14 protein-coding genes are annotated in these 18,258 nt (G+C 72.8%); 10 read left to right on the top strand and 4 right to left on the bottom strand.

All coding sequences use genetic code 11. The features are described 5' to 3' along the window. The first annotated feature begins 27 nt into the window (after positions 1-27). Positions 28-582 (top strand): YdcF family protein, encoded by a 555-nt coding sequence (locus AC5R91_RS22615; protein WP_495393321.1) that lies wholly within the window; start codon positions 28-30, stop codon positions 580-582. A gap of 151 nt (positions 583-733) precedes the next feature. On the opposite strand, the gene rsmI is transcribed toward AC5R91_RS22615, so the two are convergent. Further along, positions 734-1,879 (bottom strand): 16S rRNA (cytidine(1402)-2'-O)-methyltransferase, encoded by a 1,146-nt coding sequence (gene rsmI / locus AC5R91_RS22610; RefSeq protein ID WP_495393320.1) that lies wholly within the window; start codon positions 1,877-1,879, stop codon positions 734-736. Between the two features lie 40 nt (positions 1,880-1,919). On the opposite strand from rsmI, the gene AC5R91_RS22605 reads away from it, so the two are divergent. Beyond that, on the top strand, positions 1,920-3,740 hold the full coding sequence (locus tag AC5R91_RS22605; RefSeq protein ID WP_495393319.1) for a dolichyl-phosphate-mannose--protein mannosyltransferase: 1,821 nt from the start codon (positions 1,920-1,922) through the stop codon (positions 3,738-3,740). Positions 3,741-4,118: 378 nt separating this feature from the next. Beyond that, complete coding sequence (locus AC5R91_RS22600) at positions 4,119-4,319, top strand: hypothetical protein (RefSeq protein ID WP_009741926.1); 201 nt, start codon at positions 4,119-4,121, stop codon at positions 4,317-4,319. Positions 4,320-4,352: 33 nt separating this feature from the next. Here AC5R91_RS22600 and AC5R91_RS22595 read toward each other — a convergent pair whose 3' ends face one another. Next, the gene (locus AC5R91_RS22595; RefSeq protein WP_495393318.1) at positions 4,353-4,916 is read right to left on the bottom strand and encodes a hypothetical protein; all 564 of its coding nucleotides are present in this window, start codon (positions 4,914-4,916) and stop codon (positions 4,353-4,355) included. 416 nt (positions 4,917-5,332) lie between these two features. Here AC5R91_RS22595 and AC5R91_RS22590 point away from each other — a divergent pair, with 416 nt between their 5' ends. The 6 genes from AC5R91_RS22590 (at position 5,333) to AC5R91_RS22565 (ending at position 14,091) form a co-directional block, all read left to right on the top strand. After that, entirely contained in the window at positions 5,333-7,117 is a 1,785-nt protein-coding gene (locus tag AC5R91_RS22590; protein ID WP_495393317.1) for a glycoside hydrolase family 15 protein, read from the top strand. Positions 7,118-7,351: 234 nt separating this feature from the next. After that, positions 7,352-8,872: an FHA domain-containing protein gene (locus AC5R91_RS22585; protein WP_495393316.1), complete on the top strand. Its 1,521-nt coding sequence runs from the start codon at positions 7,352-7,354 to the stop codon at positions 8,870-8,872. Between the two features lie 117 nt (positions 8,873-8,989). Further along, positions 8,990-9,991, top strand: coding sequence for a DUF305 domain-containing protein (locus tag AC5R91_RS22580; protein WP_495393315.1), 1,002 nt, complete (start codon positions 8,990-8,992; stop codon positions 9,989-9,991). Between the two features lie 321 nt (positions 9,992-10,312). Further along, entirely contained in the window at positions 10,313-11,950 is a 1,638-nt protein-coding gene (locus tag AC5R91_RS22575; protein WP_495393314.1) for a SulP family inorganic anion transporter, read from the top strand. Positions 11,951-12,016: 66 nt separating this feature from the next. Further along, positions 12,017-13,228 carry a family 43 glycosylhydrolase gene (locus AC5R91_RS22570; protein ID WP_495393313.1) on the top strand — a complete coding sequence of 404 codons (1,212 nt, stop codon included), beginning with the start codon at positions 12,017-12,019 and terminating at the stop codon, positions 13,226-13,228. Between the two features lie 104 nt (positions 13,229-13,332). Next, on the top strand, positions 13,333-14,091 hold the full coding sequence (locus tag AC5R91_RS22565; RefSeq protein ID WP_495393312.1) for a YceI family protein: 759 nt from the start codon (positions 13,333-13,335) through the stop codon (positions 14,089-14,091). A gap of 204 nt (positions 14,092-14,295) precedes the next feature. Here AC5R91_RS22565 and AC5R91_RS22560 read toward each other — a convergent pair whose 3' ends face one another. Together AC5R91_RS22560 and AC5R91_RS22555 are read right to left on the bottom strand one after the other, a co-directional pair. Continuing rightward, positions 14,296-16,068: a regulator gene (locus AC5R91_RS22560; protein ID WP_495393311.1), complete on the bottom strand. Its 1,773-nt coding sequence runs from the start codon at positions 16,066-16,068 to the stop codon at positions 14,296-14,298. An 18-nt stretch (positions 16,069-16,086) separates the two neighbouring features. Beyond that, positions 16,087-16,833 carry a cysteine hydrolase family protein gene (locus AC5R91_RS22555; protein ID WP_495393310.1) on the bottom strand — a complete coding sequence of 249 codons (747 nt, stop codon included), beginning with the start codon at positions 16,831-16,833 and terminating at the stop codon, positions 16,087-16,089. A gap of 505 nt (positions 16,834-17,338) precedes the next feature. On the opposite strand from AC5R91_RS22555, the gene AC5R91_RS22550 reads away from it, so the two are divergent. Further along, positions 17,339-18,214, top strand: a complete 876-nt coding sequence (locus AC5R91_RS22550) for an acyl-CoA thioesterase (protein ID WP_495393309.1) — start codon at positions 17,339-17,341, stop codon at positions 18,212-18,214. Positions 18,215-18,258 lie beyond the last annotated feature (44 nt).

Below are 18,258 nucleotides of genomic sequence, written 5' to 3'. Positions count from 1 at the left end.
GCGCCGAGCCGCCACGAAGGGAGGTCCATGGCGGCGGGTCCGCTCGAGCGCGCGCCGACCGGCACGTCGCGCCGCCGAGCCATCACCATCGCCCTGGTCGGCGCCCTGGCGGTCGCGTTCACGGCGGCCACCGGGCGGCTGTTCGTCTTCCCCCATCGCGACCAGCCGGCGCCGGTCGACGCGATCGTCATGTTCGCCGGCAGTCCTGGCCGCCTCGAACGGGCGGTGGCTCTCGCCCGCGCCGGTTACGCCCCGGTCCTCGCCGTCTCGACCCCGACCGCCGGCGACCCCTGCCCAGGCGACATTCCCGGCGTGGAGGTGATCTGCTTCGCGCCCAGCCCGCTGACGACCCAGGGCGAGTCCCGCTGGGTGGGTGCCGCGGCGGCCCGGCGCGGCTGGCACTCCCTGATCGTGATCACCTCGACGTCGCAGAGCACCCGGGCCCGGCTACGGCTTGGTCGCTGCTACTCCGGCGAGGTCCGGATGATCGGGGTGCCGCCGCCTCGCCGCATGTGGCCCTACATGATCACCTACGAATGGGCCGCGATGGGCAAGGCCCTGCTGCTCCAGCGGAGCTGCTGAATTGCACCGCATTACACCGCGAGCCCTACTCCCGGCTCCAGCTCGCGCGGTCCTGCGGTTCCGCGGAACCGTGCTGCGCCTCCCGGAGGCCTCGCCCTCGACGTGCGGGCGTGGCCAACCGGCCGACGGCCGCGCTCATTCCTCGACGGCATCACTGGCGATGCACAGGACGGTCTGCCTGGGCGGGGCCGTCGGCCTGGGCGGGATGAGGCGCGCGGACGGCGAGTTCGGCGGCGTAGACGTCGTTGCGGGACACGCCGTAGTCGGCCGCGACCGCCCGGCGGGCCTCCTTGCGCGGCATGCCGGCGGCGGTGCGCCGGGCGACGTCGGCGGCGAGAACCCGAGCGTCGACCGACTCGGCGGGCCCCACCCCGGCGACAGGGGCTACGGGCTGCTCCGGCCCACCAGCAGCCGACCCCGCGGCAGCCGACCCCGCGGCGGGCAGGCCGCCGCCGATCGAGACGCCGGCGGACGAACCGGCGAGGGGTGAACCGGCGGCGGGCAGGCCGGCAGCGGGCGAGCTGGCAGCGGGCGAGCTGGCAGCGGGCGGAGGCGACTGGGCGAGCCTGGCCGCCTGGGCGGGGGCGAAGTCGACGGTCACCGGTCCGCGCCCGGCGCCGCCGGCGATCACCAGGGTGAACTCCCCGCGGATCACGCGGCCGTCGGTTGCCCAGGCGAGCAGGGCCGCGAGGTCGCCGCGGACGATCTCCTCGAAGGTCTTGGTCAGCTCCCGGCACAGCACCGCGGCTCGGTCGGCACCGAAGGCGGCGATCAGGTCGCCCAGGCCCGCCGGGAGCCGGTGCGGGGACTCCAGGAACACCATCGTGCGGGTCTCGCCGCCGAGCTCGCGCAGCCGGGAACGCCGGTCGGCGCCCTTGCGCGGCAGGAAGCCCTCGAAGGTCCACCGGTCGGTGGGCAGGCCGCTGACGGCGAGGGCGGCGGTCACCGCGGACGGGCCGGGCACGACGGTGACGGCCATGCCGGCGGCGGCGGCCGCGGCGACCACGCGGAAGCCTGGGTCGGACACCGCCGGCATCCCGGCATCGGTGACCAAGGCGACCGTGGCCCCCTCGCGCAGGTAGTCGGTCAGGAGCGCGGCGCGGGCGCCCTCCACCGCGTCGTAACAGGACACGATCCGGCCGGAGATGGTGACGCCGAGGGCGTGCGCCAGCCGGAGCACCCGCCGGGTGTCCTCGGCCGCGACCACATCCGCCGTGGCGAGGATCTCACCGAGGCGTGGGCTCGCGTCCCGGACATCACCGATCGGAGCGCCACACAGCACCAGGGTCCCGGACACCCGCCCAGTGTGTCAGGAGCCAGGACCTACCCTGATCGGTGTGACGGCGACGACGGCCCACGTGCCCTGGAGTGCGAGCAGAGGAGGCGACACGCCGCCGGTGACCGGTCCGGACCCACTCGGTCCGCGGCGGACGCGGGCCGAGGCGCTGCGCGAGCGGCTGTGCCCGCCGATGCCGGGCTCGCCGCTGGCCGGGTGGCTGGCGACCCTGTCGGTCGCGGTCCTGGCCGGGCTGCTGCGGTTCTGGAACGTCACCCAGCCGCGCGGGGTGTACTTCGACGAGGTCTACTACACCAAGGACGCCTGGGGCCTGCTCACCGCCGGTTACGAGATCGACTCGAAGTCCTGTTCCGGGCCGGCGTACGTCGTCCATCCGCCGTTCGGCAAGTGGTTGATGGCCGCCTCCGAGGGTCTGTTCGGGTACACGAACTGCGGGGGGGTCCCGCACGGCGACCCGGAGCTCGGCTGGCGGTTCTCCTCGGCGTTGTTCGGCACGCTGGCCGTGCTCGTCCTCGCCCGCGCCGCCCGGCGGATGTTCCGCTCGACCCTGCTGGGCTGCTTCGCCGGCCTGCTGCTCGCCATGGACGGCCTGGAGTTCGTGCAGAGCCGGATCGGGATCCTCGACATCTTCCTGATGACCGGGGTCGTCGTGGCACTGGCGTGCCTGCTGCTCGACCGCGACGACGGACGGGCCCGGCTCGCCGACCGCCTGAGCGCGGCACTGGCCCGAGGCTCCGGTCCGCCACCCCCGACAGCCGGCGGCTCGCCGGGAGCGGACGGCGCGGGCGCGGATTCGGCGGCCACGGCGAACTCCCCAGCCGCAGCGGACTCCATGGCCATGGCCGACTCCATGGCTACGACGGCCTCGGGGGCCACGGCCGACTCCATGGCTACGACGGCCTCGGGGGCTACGGCGGACTCCGGGGCCGCGGCCGGCCGTCAGGAGCGGCTGCGCGAGCTCTACGGGCCCCGGTTGGGATTCCGCCGGTGGCGACTGGCCTGCGGGGTTGCGCTCGGCCTGTCGATGGGCGTGAAGTGGAGCGCGCTCTACACGATCATCGGCTTCGCGGCGCTCGCGATCGCCTGGGACATCGGCGCCCGGCGCACCGGCGGCGCGCAGCGGCCCGTGCTGGGCGCGCTGCGGCGGGACCTGCCCGCCTGGGCGGCTACGTTCGTCGTCGTTCCGATCGTGGTGTTCCTGGCCACCTGGACGGGCTGGTTCGTCACCGACGGCGGCTACTACCGGCACTTCTACGGTGACGGGTTCGGCGCTGCGTGGCACGGCTGGTGGAAGTACCAGATGGCGGTGCTGAAGTTCCACGAGGGCCTCGACCAGGGGCACACCTTCGCCTCGCACCCCATGAGCTGGCTGGTGATGGCCCGGCCGGTGGCGTACTACTACTCGTCGCCCGCCTATGGGACGTCCGGTTGCCACGATCCGGCCGGCTGCTCGCGGGAGGTGCTGGCGCTGGGCAACCCCGCGGTGTGGTGGGTGGGCACCGCCGGGTTGCTCGGGATGCTCGCCTGGTGGGTGGCCCGGCGGGACTGGCGGGCCGCCCTGGTGCTGGTCGGCTTCGGCTCGGCGTTCCTGCCGTGGCTGCTGTTCCCGAGCCGCACGATGTTCTTCTTCTACGCGCTGCCGTGCCTGCCGTTCCTCGTCCTCGGGATCACGGCGCTGGCGGGGCTCGCGCTCGGCCCGCGGGATGCCTCCGACGCCCGCCGGCTGACCGGCGCGCTGACGGTCGGGGTCTACACGATCGTCGTGGTCCTGCTGTTCGCGTACTTCTACCCGATCCTGTCCGCGCAGGTGATCCCCTACTCCTCGTGGCGGGCCAGGATGTGGTTCCCCGGCTGGATCTGAGCCGGGAGCCCCCGCGCGGGCGCACCGACGAGCGGCGTGGGCTCGATGTGATCTCTCTCACGAGATTCGCCTCGACCCCCTACGCGGCCACCGACAGCGATGCCATCATCACCAATAGGTGTTCCTGTCCGGATCGACGCGCATTCGCGGGGGTCAACGAAGTTGACTGATCACCCAGAGTCGAAGCAACACACCGCTAGCAGCCTCACCGGTGGGGGCGACAGGGGGGGTCACGTACGGCGCGAGATCCCCATCGGGGATGGTGGGGCGGTCACCATGCCCCGAGGCCGCACGGCAGGCAGCGCCCGTGCGGGTCTCCCTCCGACCTCCAACCACCGGAGCCGGGTGTCGGGCGGACCGAGACTGGGAGGAACCACCATGGCCGATGTGTCGGTGCGCTTCGCGATGACCGATGACAGCGAGATCGTGCTGAACCTGTCCCTCACGCAGGCGATCCGGCTCACCGAGGCGATCGCGTCGAAGGTGAGCCAGGCGATGACCGAGCAGCCGCGGGCCGGGATGAACGGCAACGCCTACGGCCCGGGCGGAGTGCGCCCCGGGCCGTACTCGACCTCCTGACCCGGACGTCGCCGCGGGCACCGCAGGCACCCGTCAGCGGGGCTCGGGCGCGCCCCCGGTGAGCTGTGCGATCAGGGCCCGCAGCAGATCGAGGTCCCGCCGACGCAGCTCGGCCGCGGAGGCGGGGTCCGGCCGCGCCGGAGTCAGCGCCGCCCGCACCCGGCGCAGCTTGTCGCGCAGCGACTCCACGACCGCGGGCGCGACCAGGCCGTCGCGCAGCACCAGCACGACGTGCCCGCCGTGCTGCACCACATCCACCGGCTCGGCCATCGGCAGGGTCACGACCCGGACGCCGACGGGGGCCTCCTGGTCGTAGACGAGGCAGAGCTGATCCTCGGCCAGCACCTCGGCGCTGCCGTCGTCCCAGAGGACCGTCGCCCGCGCGGTGACCGGTGCCGCGCTGCGGGTCGACTCGACGCTTACCGGCCCGGGCTGCTCGGCCGGCTCGCGGCGCCCGGCCGCGTGCACGGCCAGCACGGTGCCGCGCCGCGACCAGATCCCGCCGCCGAGGTCGTCGACCGGGAAGACCCGGTCGCCCCGAGCGAACATCACCAGCGCGGCACGACCGTCCTCGGCAGTCGGAGGGTGGGCGGCCATGGCGTGATCGTAGGTGGCCGCCCCGACGCCCAAACGGCGAGACCCCCCACCGGGGTGCGAACGCCGGCTCCGCCGCCACCCGCGACCACCGCGGACCGCCGGTGGCGACGAGGGTTCCACCGACCCGGTGACCTCCGCCGACGCGGCGCGGACCCGGCGCCGACGCATCGCCGACATCGCGAGTTCACACGGCGCGTCAGGCCCGTTTTTCGGCTTGTCGGCAGTGATGGGCGCGCCACCGCCCCGGCGGGTTACCTTCGCCTGGTTGCCATCGCTCGGGTGGCGACCGGCGGCGGCCGGGAGGACGCGAGCGGCTCGGCGTCGGGTTGTGCTCGCGCGGTGGCGTCCTCCCTGATCCGTCCCCCGCAGAATCCCTGGTCGGACCCTCGGCCAATCACGCCTCGCGGAGCCTACGAATGCCCGACACCGACTACCCGCCCATCGAGGAGCACGCGGTCATCGGCGACCTGCGTACCGTGGCCCTGGTCGCCACGGATGGCACGATCGACTGGTACTGCCCGCAACGCTTCGATGCGCCGTCGGTCTTCGCGAGCCTGCTCGACGCCGACCGCGGCGGATCGTTCCGCATCCACTGTCCGGACTCCCGGGCGAAGCAGCTTTACCTGCCCGACTCGAACGTCCTGATGACCCGCTTCCTCACCCCACGGGCGGTCGGCGAGGTCGTCGACTTCATGGTCCCGGTGGACAGCGACGTCGCGGAGACGCCGCACGTCGTCGTCCGCCAGGCCCGCGCCGTGCGCGGGACCGCGACGTTCCGGCTGCGCTGCGACCCGCGGTTCGACTACGGGCGGGCCGCGCACACGGTGACGCTGGTCCCCGGTTCGGGGGCGGTGTTCGAATCGACGAAGGGCACCCTCGTGCTGCGCACCGCGCTGCCGCTGCGGGTCGACGGCACCGCCGTGTTCGCGGACTTCGACCTGCCCATGGGCGAGACCGCCGACATCGTGCTCGAATGGAACTCGACGATCCGTCCGCTGATCACCGGCGAGGCGGACACGCTGTTCACCCGGACGCTGAACTACTGGCAGGCGTGGCTGCGGCGCAGTCGTTACCACGGCCGCTGGCGGGAGATGGTCCTACGCAGCGCACTGGTGCTGAAGCTGCTGGTCTACCGGCCCACCGGCGCGCTGGTGGCGGCGCCGACCACCTCGCTGCCGGAGGAGCTCGGCGGCGTGCGCAACTGGGACTACCGCTACACCTGGATTCGGGACGCGGCGTTCACCACCTACGCGTTGATGGCGCTGGGCTTCACCGACGAGGCCGCCGCGTTCATGGACTGGTTGGAGCAGCGCTGCCACGAGGCGCCGAAGGATTCCGGGCTGTACGTGCTGTACAGCGTCGACGGCAACGCCCACCTGGACGAAATCGTCCTGGAACACCTCTCCGGCTACCGCGGTTCCAGGCCGGTGCGCATCGGCAACGCCGCCGCCGAGCAGCTCCAGCTCGACATCTACGGCGAGCTGATGGACTCGGTCTACCTGTACAACAAGAAGGTCCCGATCTCCTTCCAGCTCTGGGAGGCCCTCGGCCGCCAGCTCGACTGGCTGGCCAAGCACTGGGACACCCCGGACGAGGGGATCTGGGAGACCCGCGGCGGACGCCAGCGCTTCACCTACTCGGCGCTGATGACCTGGGTCGCCTTCGAGCGGGCCTGCCGCATCTCACGCCAGCGGGGCCTGCCCGGCCCGACGAACGACTGGAAGGACCTCGCCGGTCAGGCGTACCGGTTCGTTCAGAACGAGGCGTGGAACCCCACCCGCGGGGCCTACATGGAGTTCCCCGGCTCACCGCGGCTGGACGCGTCCCTGCTGTGCATGCCGCTGGTGAAGTTCTCCGGGCCCACCGATCCGCGGTTCCTCTCGACGCTGGACCGGTTCGGCGAGGACCTCGTCAGCGACAGCCTGGTGCGCCGCTACGCCGCCGACGGCAGCGACGGGCTGACCGGTGACGAGGGCACGTTCAACCTTTGCTCGTTCTGGTACGTGGAGGCGCTGACGCGGGCCGGCCGGGTGAGCGAGGCCCGGATGGTCTTCGAGAAGATGCTCACCTACGCCAACCACGTGGGCCTCTACGCCGAGGAGATCGGCTCCTCCGGCGAGGCGCTCGGCAACTTCCCGCAGGCGTTCACCCACCTCGCGCTGATCAGCGCGGCGATCAACCTGGACCGGGCCCTGGCGTAACCGCCGCCCGCCCGCGACCATCCGGCGGGCGGGTGGCGCGCCCGCGGCGCGCGCTCGCCTGTCGGACCCCGGACATCGCCCGCCACGGTGACGGTAAGGCGGTACCAGCCGACCCGCGGGCACGGCAGGATAGGACCGTACCGGACGGGCCGCACCGAGCGGCGAGGATGTGCCACGAGGCCGCCGGCGGTGATGGCCGGCGCGGCGCGGGGTGTGGGGACGAGGGGCGAGGTCATGGCGGGACTGGACCATTTCCGGGTGGTCGTGGAGTCCGGGCACCCGGATCAGACCGGGGTGGTCGTCCGGCTGCCCGGCGCGCTCATCGTCGCCCGGGCCGGCCGACCCGAGACCGCCGAGATCACCAGCAGGCTGCTCGGGCTGTGCGCCGAGGTGGCCGCGGAGGTGGGCACGACCGCGTCGACCATGGGCCGCCGGCTCGTGCGCCGGGTCGCCGGGGTCCTCGCCGACGCCGACCCGGACCGGGTGCCCGACTTCAGCCTGCTGACCACCGTCAACGACCGCGTCGCGGCGCTCGTCCACGGGGCGATGGACGTCGTGGCGTCCGGGACGTCCGGGGTGACGCTGTCCGGCGTGGACTCGGCCACCTGGGTCGACCGCCTGCTGCCGACGGAGATCGCCCGGATCGACGTCGGGCCGACCGGCATCGTCGGCCCGACCGGCTTCCCCGGCGGCCTCGGCGACCTCGGCTTCCCCCTCGACCTGCGGATCGGCGCGGTGCCCGGGATCGGCGTGAGCCTGCTGCTCAGCGACGCGCCCGCGCTGCCCGCCCCCAAGGCGTCGGCCGACCAGCTACTCGCCGGCTTCGATCCGCTGCGCGACCCGATGACCGGCGCCGCGGCGATCCCCACTCCCGGCTCGCGCGCCCCGGACCCGATGTCGACCACCCCGCCGGCACTGGCCCCGCTGCTCAGCGAGGAGGAGGCCCACCGTCGCCGCGCGGCGGCGGAGCCCACCCAGGCCGCCGACCTCGACGAACTCGACGAGGACCCGCCGACCGAGCTCGCCGGACGCGAGGCGATCGGCCACGCCGCGGTCGACTCCGGGCCGGGCGGCCACCTCGGCCAGCTCGGCGGCGGCCAGCTCGGCGGCGGCCAGCTCGGCGGGCACGCCGAGCCCCTGTCCGACGGCCTCGGCGACGGGCTGGGCGACGACCTCACCGACGACGATCACGACGCCATGACCCAGCTTCCCGGGCAGACCTTCACCGTCTCCGATCTCATCGAGGACGACGAGGCCCCGACGATGCTGCCCACCGGCTCCGAACCCCAGGTCGAGGGGGTGCTGTGCGCGAACGGGCACTTCAACCACCCGCAGGCGCCGTACTGCGCCGAGTGCGGCCTCTCGCTGGCCCAGCAGAGCTCCCGCACGGTGTGGGGGCCGCGGCCGACCGTCGGGGTGCTCGTGTTCGACGACGGGCAGACGATGAACGTCGACATGGACCTGGTCATCGGCCGCCAGCCCGACCGGGACGACGCCGTCCGGGCCGGCAAGGCGCGGGCGCTGCCGGTCGAGGACGGCGAGAGCGCCGTCTCCCGGGTGCACGCCGTGATCACCCTGACCGGCTGGGACGCCGTGATCACCGACCAGGGTTCAGCCAACGGCACCTACATCGCGCCGCCCGAGGCGACCGTGTGGACCCCCCTCAACCCGCACCAGCCCGCCCCGCTGGTGCCCGGCACCCGCGTCCAGGTCGGCAAGCGGACCTTCGTCTTCAACTCCCACCTGCACGTCTGATCCGGCCGCTGCCCCGGCCGCCCGGCCCGGTAGCCGGCTCCTTCCTTCGCCCGACGCGGCGAGGCCCGCGGGGGGTGGCGCACGAAACGTCGGCACCTACGTCAGACTTGACGGACGATGAGCGATTCAGAGCTGCGCGCCGGGGGCGGCCCTCCCGCCGTCCCCACCGCGCCCGCAGACGCCCCAGCCGAGCCGCGCAGGCAGGACGACCGGACCGCACGAGGCGAACCCGGCCCCGCCAGAGCCCGACCGAGCGCACTCACGCCGGATGCGCCCTCGCCCGATCCGACCGCGCCGGGCGGGACCGCGCCGAACGCGACCGGACCGGGCGGGGCCGACCTGGACGGCGCCGCCGGGACCGGGACGGCCCCGGCCACCGGGCCCGCAACCGGCGAGGCCGGTGCCCCGCGGCGTCGGCGCCGGGCGGCCCTGTGGTGGACCCCGGTCGTCGTGGTGCTGGTGGCCGGGCTGCTGGCGGCCGGCGCGGCGCTGGGCGACCTGCTCGACCGCCCGCCCGGCGAGAGCTCCGTCGACGTCGGCTTCGCCCGCGACATGTCCGAGCACCACGCGCAGGCTGTGCAGATGGCGATGATCGAGTTCGACCGCGGCGGCGACACGTCGACCCGCAGCGTCGCGCAGGACATCGCGCTGACCCAGCAGCGGGAGATCGGCATCATGTCGGCGTGGCTGTCGGGCTGGGGGCGGACCCAGACCGCCGCCGGCGCGCCGATGCGCTGGATGGGCGGCACCGGCGCGGCGGCCGGCACCGGGCACGACGGCCACGGCGACACCGGCTCGACGGCCATGACCGACATGCCGGGTATGAACGGCACCGCCGAGGGCGCCGCGTCGGCCGGCGACACCGCCCGGATGCCGGGCATGGCGACCCCGAACGAGCTGCGGCGGCTCGCGACGATCCACGGCCGCGACCTCGATGTCCTGTTCCTCACCCTGATGGTGCACCACCATCGTGGGGGGTTGGCGATGGCGCAGTACGCGGCGCAGCACGCCGATGCCGACCGTACGCGCAGCCTGGCCAGGGCGATGGTGCTCAACCAGTCGATCGAGATCGACCAGATGCAGGAGGCCCTGGCCCGGCTCGGGGCACCCCGGGCATGACCGGCCGAACCCGGTCGTCGCTTCATCGAAGCTGACTTTGTATCGTCAGATCTGACTAACCGGACCGTACCGCCGGTCGTACACCCGAGGCGTGGGGAACGCCGCCCCGCAGTCGTTCCCAGGGCGATGATGCCGCCACGCTGCGCTTTCCCGGGGATCCGTCGCGTCTGCCCACGGGTGCGCCGTCCCTCGATCCACGTGTCGCCGTCCGATCGATGCGTCGCGTGGTGGCGACGGGCGGCGGGCGAGTAGGGGTCCGGTCCCGCCACGGCGGCTTCGGCGCTGCGCCGACGCCACCGTCGATCCTCGAGGTCCGCTTCCATGACAGGTGTTTCGGCCCGTGAGGCCGCCGGCGCGGTGGCCGGGAGCCGTCGTGCGGTCGTCGGGGGGCTGCGCCTGCCCGCGCTGGCCCGACGCTGGCCCGGCGCGCGCTACGTCCGGGTGGAGCTGCTCGCGGGCCTGGTGACGGCGCTCGCGCTGATCCCGGAGACGATCTCGTTCTCGGTCGTGGCCGGGGTCGACCCGAAGGTCGGCCTGTTCGCGTCGTTCACCATCTCGGTGATCATCGCGTTCACCGGTGGCCGACCGGCGATGATCTCCGCCGCCGCGGGCTCGATGGCCCTCGTGGCCGCGCCGCTGGTCCGCGAGCACGGGCTGAACTACCTGCTCGCGACCACCGTCGGGGTCGGGTTGCTGATGGGTGTCCTCGGCGTGCTCGGGGTCGCGCGGCTGATGCGCTTCGTGCCGCGCACCGTGATGATCGGCTTCGTCAACGCGCTGGCCATCCTGATCTTCACCGCCCAGATGCCGCACGTCATCGGCGAGTCGTGGAAGGTCTACGTCCTGGTCGCGGGGGGCCTGGCGATCCTGCTGACGGTCCCCCGGGTCACGCGGGCGATCCCGGCGCCGCTCGTCGCGGTGGCGGTCCTGACGCTGGTCACGTGCGGTTTCCACATCTCGGTGCCGACGGTCGGGGATGAGGGCCGGCTGCCCAGCTCGCTGCCGGTGCCCGGCATCCCCGACGTCCCGCTCACCTGGGAAACCCTGCGGATCATCGCACCCTACGTGGTCGCGCTGACCGCCGTGGGCCTGCTGGAGACGCTGCTGACCGCCCAGATCGTCGACCGGATGACCGACTCCACCCACGACCCGAACCGCGAGTCCTGGGGCCTGGGCATCGCCAACATCGTCAACGGCTTCTTCGGCGGGATGGGTGGCTGCGCGATGATCGGCCAGACCATCGTCAACGTCAACTCCGGCGGCCGAGGCCGGCTGTCGACCTTCGCCGCCGGCGGCTTCCTGCTGATGCTCGTCGTGCCGTTGCGCGATCTCGTCCGGCACATCCCCATGTCCGCGCTGGTCGCGGTGATGATCCTGGTCGCGGTGATGACCTTCGAGTGGCGCAGCGTCGCGCCGTCCACTCTGCGCCGGATGCCCCGCGGCGAGACCGCGGTCATGGTCGTGACTGTCGCCGTCGTGGTGCCCACCCACAACCTGGCCTACGGGGTGCTCGTCGGCGTCCTCCTGGCCGCCCTGCTGTTCACCCGTCAGGTCGCCCACCTGGCCCTGGTGACCAGCGTGCTCGACCCGGAGGGCGGCGAACGGATCTACGCCGTCCAGGGCACGCTGTTCTTCGCCTCGACGGGCGACCTGGTCAACGCCTTCGCCTACGGCCGCGACCCGGACCGAGTCGTCATCGACCTGTCCAAGGCCGATGTCCTCGACTCCGCCGCGGTCGCCGCCCTCGACGACGTCCGGACGAAGTACCGCGAACGTGGCACGGAGGTGACCATCGTCGGGCTGAACCCGCGCAGCGCCGCCCTGCTGCGGGGACTGTCCGCCGAGCCGCCCGCCGACGCGACCGCCGAGGCGCCCTCCGTAGCGACCGCCGAAAGGACCGCCGGCGCGACTACTGAGGCGACCTTCAAGGCGACAGGGGGTGTCCGCAGAGTCGATTGACGCCCAACTTCACCCCACCGTGAATACACTCCGCCATCAGGTACTCACAATGAGGATGGTGGCGGCATGGGCGAGAAGGGCCTTACAGGTGGTCTGGTCGACTTCGCCCGACGCCAGCCGGCCGTGGTCGTCATCGTCATCGTCCTTGTCGGGCTGTACCTGTCCAAGGCGAGCTCGGGCGCCTCGACCCGGGCCGTGCTCGTCCCCGGCGTCGACTTCCCGGCGCCGTCCCTGCTGACCCGCAACCGGACGACCTATGCCGTCGGCGTGGACCCGCGTACCCCCGGCACGATCAGCCTGCTCTCCAGCCGGGACCGCCGGAGCTGGACCACCCAGCCCGACGCCCTGACGGCGCCACCGGGCTGGGCCGACCCGGGCGGCGGCCTGGGGCCGGCGGCGATCGGCGCGTTCGACGGCTCGTACGTCCTCTACTACACGACGACCGTGCGCGGGCTCGGCCTCCGCTGCATCTCGGCGGCGACCTCGGCGCACCTCGACGAGCCGTTCGTGGACACGTCGCTGGCCCCGTTCGTCTGCCAGACCGCCGACGGCGGCAGCACCGACCCGAGCCCCTTCGTCGACGACGCCGGGCGCGCCTACCTGACCTGGAGCAGCCCGGGACGGCCCGGCGGCACGGGCCCGACACTGTGGGCCCAGCGGCTGCGCTCGGACGGGCTGGTGCTCACCGGCGAGCCGGCGGTGCTGCTGCGCCCCAGCCTGCCCTGGCAGCAGAAGCGGGTCGCGAGCCCCTCGATGATCGTCGAACAGGGGCGCGACCACCTGGTGTACTCGGCCGCACCGGAGCTCAACGGGCGCCAGGTGGTGGCCAGCGCGTCGTGTACCGGCCCGCTCGGGCCCTGCCACCCGGCACCGAAGCCGATGCTGGCCGGCGGGAAGGCCGGCTTCGGCCCCGGGGGCGCCCACGCCTTCACCGACTCCCGTCACCGCTGGTGGCTGGGCCTGCACAGTTGGGACTCACCGCCGGCGGGCGCCTACCTGCCGACCGGGCGGTTCGTCGTGGTCCCCCTGCGGGTGCGCGACGACGGGCTGTCGGTACAGGTCAAGTCGCTCACCCAGGGCCGGGTCCGGGTCGACGACGAGCGCGACCACGGCGGCGGCGACCACGAGGACGGTAGCCGGCGTGACGGCCAGGATGAACGCGACGCCCCCGGCCACGGTGACGCCCCCGGCCACAGTTCGGACTCCGGTTCCGACGCCGGCCACGACGCCCGCGATGACGGGGGGGATCGACCGAGCCGGCAGGACGCGGGCGGGTGATAGCCCACAAGTGCCTTCCAAAGCGGCCGTCCATGGGATAACCAGCAGGAACGGACCTCGGCGGCGCCCGTCGCGAGGCCCACTGCGAGGGGGACGACCTTCCGATGACCGAACCCGACGCACCGGCCGCGCGGTCCCGACGCCGGCGTCCGCGCCTGTTCGTCGTCCTGATCGGCGCCGTCGTGGTGCTGGCGATCCTGGTCGTGGGCGGCACAGCCCTCTACATCAACGTGATCAAGAAAGACGCCCCGGAGGAGTTCTCCCTGGCCCAGCCGGGCGGCGGCGAGACGGTGGCGCCGACCGGCTCGCTGGCCGGCTCCTGGGCGATCGCGCCGGGCTCGGAGGTCGGCTACCGGGTCAAGGAGATCCTCTTCGGCCAGGACACGACGGCGGCGGGGCGGACGAAGCAGGTGTCCGGCTCGCTCACCATCGACGGCTCGCGGGCCTCGAAGGCGTCCTTCACCGTGCAGATGGCCACGGTGACCAGCGACGAGAGCCGCCGGGACAACCAGTTCCGCGGCCGGATCATGGACACCGACACCTTCCCGACCGCCACCTTCACCCTCGCCGAACCGGTCGACATCGGCGCCGTCCCCACCGACTCGCAGACCACCCGGGCCGTCGCGGCGAAGGGTGACCTGACCCTGCGGGGCCAGACCAGGCGGGTCACGATGACGCTGCAGTCCCGCTGGGACGGCACCTCGATCCGCACCGTCGGCCAGCTCCCGGTCGTCTTCGCCGACTACGAGATCCCGAACCCGAGCTTCCCCGGCATCTCCACGGAGGATCACGGGATCATGGAAGTCTCCCTGATCTTCACCCGCTCCGCCGCGGCCCCCGCCACCACCGCCGCCAGCCCCTGACCGCCCCCTCCCTTGCCCTTCCGGAGGGACGCAATGGACACGAAGCGTTCGGAACGGCAAGGTGGCGCAATGCAGCCAAGCCGCCACCCACCGACCGGGCCGGACGGCGGCATGCGCGTAACGGGAGCGAGCGAGAACCGCGCCGCCGGTCGGGGTGGGTGACCGGCGGCGCGGGGAAGACCTGCGCCTCGCTGAGGCGACCGGTCAGACGGTTCCGGCGCCCGCAGGTGCCGAGGTGGCCGGCTTGGGGCCGGTGGCCGAGGCGCTGGACGGGGTGTCCAGGTCCGGACCCGGGTCCGCGGCGGGCGGCTGCGCGGTGTCGGCGGCCGGCGCGACCTCCTCGGGAGCGCTGCGCCGCGTCTGCGACGGGATGCCGTGCTCCCGTTCCAGCGCGATCTCCTCGGCGTCCGGTACCCGCGGTGCGGGCCTGGTCAGCGCCCAGGCCACGCAGACCAGCGTGAGGAACAGGTAGCCGAGGGCAACCTGGCCGCCGCCCGCGTCCCACTCGACCTTCTCCGCGTGGATCAGCCCCACGAAGGACAACACCGCACCGGCGGCCGAGGCGATCGCGGCCGAGATGAACCGTTTGTCGATGATGAACGCGACGATGGAGCCGAGCACCAGACCGGCCAGCACCGCACCGTCCCCGAGCAGGTGCAGACCGTGCAGCAGCACGCTGTTGCCCTCGAGGTCGGCGTCGGTGACGTTCAGGTTGACCGCCGGGTTCATCTTCGACGCCACGCCGACGGCTGTCGTCACCGTGTTGTCGATCTGCCCGGCCGCCCAGGAGGCGATGTTCGGGATGATCGCGGCGATGACGGCGGCGCCGTGCGCCTTCGGCGAGGCCTGGAAGGCCTGGGCGCCGATGAGCAGCCCGATGTAGAGCAGGATCGGCACGATCGCCGGCAGCGGTAGCACGGCGTTGAGCAGGCCGAACAGGCCGAGGAAGCACAGGACCGCGATGACGATGCCGGTGGCCAGGGAGTAGCCGGTGCGACCACCGGCGGCCTTCCAGCCCGGGTGGCCGATGTAGACGGCGGGCGGGAACGGCGAGCCGAGAGCCGAGCCGAGGATGGCGCCGAAGCCGTCGGCGAGCAGGATCGGCCGCAGGTTGTAGTTGTCCCCGGCGGACGCGGCGCTCTCCACGTTGGACATGCCCTCGGTGAAGTTGTAGACGCCGAGCGGGATGGCCGTGGCCAGCAGCGGCGAGATGTCGGACAGGCCGTGGAACAGCTTGTCGAAGTGGAAGGTCGGCAGCGACACCGCGATGTCCTTGGCCGCCTCCGACACCGCCGGGGTGTCCATGAACCCGCCGATCCAGCCGATGGCGGTGCCCAGGGCCAGCGCGACCGCGCCGATCGGCAGGTTCCACGGCAGCTTCAGGTCGGTGAGCAGGCCGACGAGCAGCAGGCCGAAGACGGGCAGCGCGATCCAGGCGGCGTCCCACATCTGCGCGGCGGGCCGCATGGAGATGAACGCGATCGAGATGCCGGCCAGCGTGCCGAGCATGGCCGCCCGCGGCGCGTACTTGCGGATCATCGGCCCGACGAACGCGCCGATCACGACGATGATGCCGATGATGAACGCCCAGGCGAGGCCGGCCTGCCACGCCTCGACCGGGTTCTTCGTCTTCAGGTAGATCGGCAGCATGATGACGAACACGACGATGAACATGTGCGGGACGCTCGGCCCGTACGGCATCGCCGTGACGTCGTCACGGCCCTCCTTGGCCGCCAGCCGGCGACCCAGGTAGGCGTAGAACAGGTTGCCGAGCAGCATCGCGATCCCGAGCGCGGGCAGGATCGTGCCGAAGACGTCGTCGGAGGGGATGTTGACGACGAACAGGCACAGCGAGCTCAGGACGATGACGTTGACCAGCACGTTGATGCCCAGGCCGAAGAAGGCGTTGGTGTCGCCCTTCGTCCAGTAGGGCAGGGCCGGCGCGGACGAAGCCGGCCGATTCCCGATCTTGACCATGGTGGGACCCGTCCTCTTTCAGGAGGCCGTGACGGCGGGTGCGGACACGGTGGAGTCGGCCGCGGGGGCCGGGGAGGCGAGCGCGGCGAGGAAGTCGGCGGACGGGGCGACCCAGCCGAAGATCCCGCCCTGGGCGGCGACCATCTCCAGTGCCACCCGCTGGAACTCGGGGAAGTAGGAGCCCACGCAGTCACTGAGCACCAGGCACTCGAAGCCGCGGTCGTTGGCCTCGCGGACGGTCGTGTGCACGCAGACCTCGGTCGTCACCCCGGCGACGACGAGGCTGGTGATCCCCTTCTCGGCGAGGACGTCGCCGAAGGCGGTGGCGTAGAAGGCGCCCTTGCCGGGCTTGTCGATGACGTACTCGCCGTCGACCGGCGCGAGCTCGTCGATGATGTCCTGCCCGTACTCACCCCGGATGAGGATGCGGCCCTTGGGACCGAGGTCGCCGATGCGCAGCGCGGCATCGCCGCGGTGCAGCTTCGCCGGCGGGAGGTCGGACAGGTCGGGCAGGTGGCCCTCGCGGGTGTGGATGACGGTCAGCCCCGCGGCCCGCACGGCCGCCAGCACGGCCTGCAGCGGTTCGATCGTGCTCCGCAGTTGGCTGACGTCGTTGCCGAGGCTCTCCCCGAAGCCACCCGGTTCGAGGAAGTCGCGCTGCATGTCGATGACGACGAGGGCGGTGGTTGCGGAGTCGAAGGTGAAGTCGTACGGTCGGGCGCTCACGGTCAGGGGCGCGGTCGGGGTCGTTGCGGTTTCGCTCATGCCAGCTCTCGCCATCGGAGTCCACGGGTTTCGGGTCCGCGCAGGTCGGATCCGCGCGTCTGGAGTGCGTCGAGGGAGCTCGCCACGCCCGGCCCGGTCGTCCGGTGCCTCCCCCGTCGTGTCTGGAGACGAGGGTCAGGGGGCGTCGTTTCAGATCACCGCCCGGCACGTAACGCGTCGATGAACTCTGTATCCCGGTCCGTATCCGAACCCGTATACAGATCATGAGAGCGAGCTATGCGGCGTTTCGCGGCTTTTATGCTGGTCAGCGGCCCGTGGGGACGTGGCGTACGCCACTGCAAGTCGCCCACAGCGCCGAACGGGTCGATATTGACCCGCGAGGCTCCGCGCCGGGCGGAGTCGTGATCCACGCGCGACGGACCGTCGGCAGGCGCGGCGACCGGTCACCTGCCCGCGCCGAGCCGCGGCGCGGAGCGATCGCGTCCCTCGCGGCACGGCCCGCCGGCCGTCGCGAGAGAAGGGGTGCGATGTGGGTGGACGGTCCGTGGAGACCATCGATCCCCAGCGGGACGGTTCGGAATCCGCACGGCCCGAGCCGCTGGTACCGGTCAACGCCCCGGCGCCCGGCACGTTTACGCTGAGCGATCTGCTGGCGGTGCTGGACCTGGGCGGGGACGTCCCTCCGGTGCCGGCCCGATGTCTGGTGAGCGCGCACGGCGGGATCCTCGGCGCGCAGTTGCTCGGTCAGCAGATCGTCCTCGCGGAACGCATGGCGCCGGGCAAGACGGTGCACTCGCTGCACACGATCTTCTCCCGCCCCGGGGACTGCCGGCAGCCGCTCTGGGTCGACGTCGAACGTCTCGCGCACGGCGGTTCGATCGACGCGCTGGCGCTGTCCTTCCGGCAGGGCTCGCTGCACATCTGCCGGGCGGACGTGATGCTGCGGGCCACGGAGGCCGACTTTCTCAGCGTGCAGACGAGCCGAGTGGACCTGCCGGGGCCGGGGGCGGGGGTGCCGCGCCCGGATCGGCCGATGATGCCGTGGGAGGTCAGGGTGCTGCCGCGGGCGGAGCCGCACCGGCTCGACCAGTGGCAGCGGATCCCCGACGCGGGCGAGGACCCGACGGTCTGGCGGGCCCTGCTGGCATATTCCTGCGAGCTGCTACCGCTGGCCGATCTGCTCACGGCCGCGGGGATCCCGGCCATGCCCGGCGAACGGCCGCAGGTCGCCGCGGCGGTGCTGTCCCAGACCGTCACGTTCCTCGATGACCTGGACGTCCGGGACTGGCACCTGTTCCAGGTCCGCACGGTCCACGCCGGTCACGGCCGCGCGGTCGGCCGCATCGAGATCTTCGGCCCGGACGGGGTGCAGCGGGCCACCGCCGAGGTCGTCGGACTGCTGCGCTCGACCCGCCCCTGACGTCTCGGCCCGCCGGCGCCGACGCCCGCCGCGGCGGCGCCGGA

This window comes from Frankia sp. BMG5.60, from assembly GCF_059428125.1.
The sequence above is the reverse complement of the archived record's forward strand: the minus strand, read 5'-3'. Positions and strand labels throughout refer to the sequence as shown.

Coding starts and splice junctions, on each gene's coding strand:
- AC5R91_RS22590 (WP_495393317.1), top strand. CDS start 5,333: ATGCCCGACACCGACTACCCGCCCATCGAGGAGCACGCGGTCATCGGC.
- AC5R91_RS22580 (WP_495393315.1), top strand. CDS start 8,990: ATGAGCGATTCAGAGCTGCGCGCCGGGGGCGGCCCTCCCGCCGTCCCC.
- AC5R91_RS22570 (WP_495393313.1), top strand. CDS start 12,017: ATGGGCGAGAAGGGCCTTACAGGTGGTCTGGTCGACTTCGCCCGACGC.
- AC5R91_RS22555 (WP_495393310.1), bottom strand. CDS start 16,833: ATGAGCGAAACCGCAACGACCCCGACCGCGCCCCTGACCGTGAGCGCC.
- AC5R91_RS22575 (WP_495393314.1), top strand. CDS start 10,313: ATGACAGGTGTTTCGGCCCGTGAGGCCGCCGGCGCGGTGGCCGGGAGC.
- AC5R91_RS22615 (WP_495393321.1), top strand. CDS start 28: ATGGCGGCGGGTCCGCTCGAGCGCGCGCCGACCGGCACGTCGCGCCGC.
- AC5R91_RS22595 (WP_495393318.1), bottom strand. CDS start 4,916: ATGGCCGCCCACCCTCCGACTGCCGAGGACGGTCGTGCCGCGCTGGTG.
- AC5R91_RS22560 (WP_495393311.1), bottom strand. CDS start 16,068: ATGGTCAAGATCGGGAATCGGCCGGCTTCGTCCGCGCCGGCCCTGCCC.
- AC5R91_RS22565 (WP_495393312.1), top strand. CDS start 13,333: ATGACCGAACCCGACGCACCGGCCGCGCGGTCCCGACGCCGGCGTCCG.
- AC5R91_RS22585 (WP_495393316.1), top strand. CDS start 7,352: ATGGCGGGACTGGACCATTTCCGGGTGGTCGTGGAGTCCGGGCACCCG.
- AC5R91_RS22600 (WP_009741926.1), top strand. CDS start 4,119: ATGGCCGATGTGTCGGTGCGCTTCGCGATGACCGATGACAGCGAGATC.